We start from the raw sequence: 3,170 nt of genomic DNA on the forward strand, positions 1-3,170 counted from the left end.
TTGCTGATGTTCTGCACCGCCGCCGCCGCGCCGGTCACCAGATGCACGGACGCTTCCAGGCGCACGCCGCTCATGCCCACCGGCGAGCGGATGCCGTCCTGGCCATCGATGCGGTATTCCTGCGACTCCTTATATAAGACCTTGCGATCGGCCGGGATCGCCACCGCGCTCGCCGCTTCCAGCACCTGGTCGAGATCGCCGGGTGCGACTTCGCGATCGCGGATCGCCGCCGTGCCGTGCGAGTTGCGCGTTTCCAGGTGACTGCCGGAAATCGATGCGTACACCGAGCGGATATCGCAGCCCGCCATCAGCTCGGCTTCTTCCACCGCGCGCTGGATCGAATGCACGGTCGACTCGATATCCACCACCGAACCGCGCTTCATGCCGCGCGATACGTGCGAGCCGATGCCGATCACCTCGATCGGTTCGCCCGGCTCGTACTCACCCACGATCGCCACCACTTTCGAGGTGCCGATATCCAGGCCGACTACCAATTGCTTTTCGTTTTTGCCTTTCATGTGCGTGGCATGCCTCCGGCAGTCGGAGCGGTCGGGGCGGCCGTCACTTGCGGCCATTTCACGGCAAAGCCGTTGGTATAACGAAGGTCGGCGTACTCGAAACTCCGCGGATGTCCCGCTGCCACCTGCGGATACACGTCCAGGAAGCGTCGCAGGCGGCCACCGGCCTGGTTGCGATCGCCAATCACGATCTGCGCGCCGGTATCGGTGTTCACGCTCCAGCTGCCGCGCTCGGTCAGCGTGACGCCGGTGATCTTCAAATGCGTGCCGGTGAACGCCTTCTGCACGTCGGCAAAGAAACTCACCACTTCAGCGAGATGGTCATCCGGTCCATGCAGATCAGGAAGCTGGTTGTAGTCGGCCGCGTCCGGCACCGTGAATACCTTGCCTTCGCGGCTGATCAATTGCCGGCTGTTCCAACGCGCAAATGGCTGGCGCTCATACACGCGCAGCAGCAAGGTGTCCGGCCAGCGCTTGCTTGCTTCCACCGATTCCACCCATGGCAACGCGGCAACGGCTTTCTGCACGCCATCGAGGTTCAATGCGAAGAAGCCTTTGCCCAGGCGCGGCTGCACGGCGGCGCGGATCTGTTCCGCGCTCACGTGCTTGAACTCGGCCTGCAGCGTCAGCTGGGTGACCGGCCAGCGGTCGGCGGCAAACCAGCCGCTCAACACACCGACGATCGGCGTGACCACCAGGGCGATGGCCAGCAACCAGGCGACGAGGCGAATGCTTCCCCTCATTGCTCCTCCCTGAAACTGGTTTCCAGCACGCGCCAGCACAATTCCTGGTAATCGATGCCGGCGACGGCCGCCGCTTTCGGTACCAGCGAATGCGAGGTCATGCCCGGCGCAGTGTTCACTTCCAGCAACCAGTTGCGGCCTTGACGATCGCGCATCACGTCGACACGGCCCCAGCCGAAACAACCCAGCGCATCGAAGGCTTCCAGTGCGAGTGCACGCAACGAGGCTTCGGCTTCGCCTTCCAGGCCTGGACAGATATAGCGCGTGTCTTCAGCGATGTACTTGGCGTTGTAATCGTAGAACGCGCCCTTCGGCACGATGTGGATGCTCGGCAACACCTGGCGACCGAGAATGCCGACCGTCAATTCATCGCCCTCGATCAGCGTTTCCATTAGCAAATCGCCGGGATACTTCGCAGCCAGCGCCACGGCAGCATCCAGATCCTTTTCTTCGAATACGCGCGTCACGCCCACGCTGGAACCTTCGCACGCGGGCTTCACGATCAACGGAAAACCGATTTCCTTCGCCGCGGCATGCACGTCGGCGCCACGCGGCAGCGCTACGAACTTCGGCGTCGGCAAACCAAGCGACTGCCACACGCGTTTGGAACGCGTCTTGTCCATCGACAGCGCGGAACCCAGCACGCCCGAACCGGTATAGGGGATATGCAGCGATTCCAGCGCGCCTTGCAGCACGCCATCTTCGCCGCCGCCGTGCTGGCCATGAAGAATGTTGAACACGCGCGCAAAGTGACCGGCGCGCAAGGCATCCAGCAGCGCCGGAATGCCATCGATCGCCTGCGCATCCACGCCGCGCGCCTTCAGCGCCCCCAGCACGTTGCGGCCAGAGTCGAGCGATACCTCGCGCTCGGCCGAACTGCCGCCCATCACCACGGCGACACGGCCAAATTGGGCGGGATCGTTGATCTCTCTCATGTCTCGCTCGTCCTCAAATGGCCCAGCTTTCCCAGCTCCACGGCTGCGGCGCCGATGTCGCCGGCGCCCAGCAGCAACAGCAGATCGCCGTCGCGCAGCAGCGTCGGCAAGGTGTCTTTCAATTCGCGCGGATGGCTGATCAGCACCGGATCGACCTTGCCGCGCGCACGCACGGCGCGCGCCAAGGCACGGCCATCTGCGCCCGCAATCGGTGCTTCACCGGCTGGATAAACTTCGGTAAGCACCAGCACATCGGCTTCCGCCAGCACGTTGGCAAAATCATCAAGCAGATCGCGCGTACGGCTGTAGCGATGCGGCTGGAAGCCCACTACCAAACGGCGATCTGGCCAACCGCCGCGTGCCGCCGCAAACACAGCGGCCAGCTCGCGCGGGTGATGACCGTAGTCGTCGACCAGCATCACCTTGCCTTGATCGATCGCGATCTCGCCACGGCGATGGAAGCGACGCCCCACACCCTGGAAATGCTTCAACGCGTGCGCAATGGCGTCGGCTTCCACGCCGAGCTGCCAGCCAATCGATGCAGCAGCCAGCGCGTTGAGCACGTTGTGCCGCCCCGGCAGATTGAGCGTGACCGGGATCGGATTGTTCACACCCGGCAGCAGCAGATCGAAGTGCATCTCGAAACCCTGCTGCCGCACGTTGGCGGCGCGCACGTCCGCATGCGCCGTATCGATGCCGTAGGTCATCACGCGGCGCGCGGTGATCTTGGCCAGCTCGGCCACTTCCGGGTCATCCACGCACAGCACGGCCAGCCCGTAGAACGGCAAGCGATGCAGGAAATCCGAGAACGCCTTGCGCACCAGCGCGAAATCGCCGTGGTAATTCTCCAGGTGATCCGCATCGATATTGGTGACGACCGCGATCACCGGCGAGAGCAGCAGGAATGAACCATCCGATTCGTCCGCTTCCGCCACCAGATACTGGCCAGTACCCAACCGCGCATTCGCACCGGC

Annotated in this window: 4 protein-coding genes; all 4 read right to left on the reverse strand. The window is 63.6% G+C overall.

What is annotated here, in order from left to right; all coding sequences use genetic code 11:
• Positions 1–518 (reverse strand): cell division protein FtsA (ftsA, locus tag VJR68_RS20830; RefSeq protein ID WP_324150746.1); only part of this gene is annotated, 518 nt, incomplete at its 3' end.
• A complete protein-coding gene (locus VJR68_RS20835; protein WP_324150747.1) occupies positions 515–1,261 on the reverse strand; it encodes a cell division protein FtsQ/DivIB in 747 nt (248 codons plus the stop codon). The genes VJR68_RS20835 and ftsA, both read right to left, overlap by 4 nt.
• Entirely contained in the window at positions 1,258–2,196 is a 939-nt protein-coding gene (locus VJR68_RS20840) for a D-alanine--D-alanine ligase (protein ID WP_324150748.1), read from the reverse strand. The genes VJR68_RS20835 and VJR68_RS20840 overlap by 4 nt, the downstream gene beginning before the upstream one ends.
• A partial coding sequence (locus tag VJR68_RS20845; protein WP_324150749.1) for a UDP-N-acetylmuramate--L-alanine ligase occupies positions 2,193–3,170 on the reverse strand: 978 nt, incomplete at its 5' end. The genes VJR68_RS20845 and VJR68_RS20840, both read right to left, overlap by 4 nt.

Origin of the sequence: Dyella sp. (genome assembly GCF_035277725.1) — a bacterium.
In the GTDB taxonomy this organism is placed as follows: Bacteria; Pseudomonadota; Gammaproteobacteria; order Xanthomonadales; family Rhodanobacteraceae; genus Dyella_B.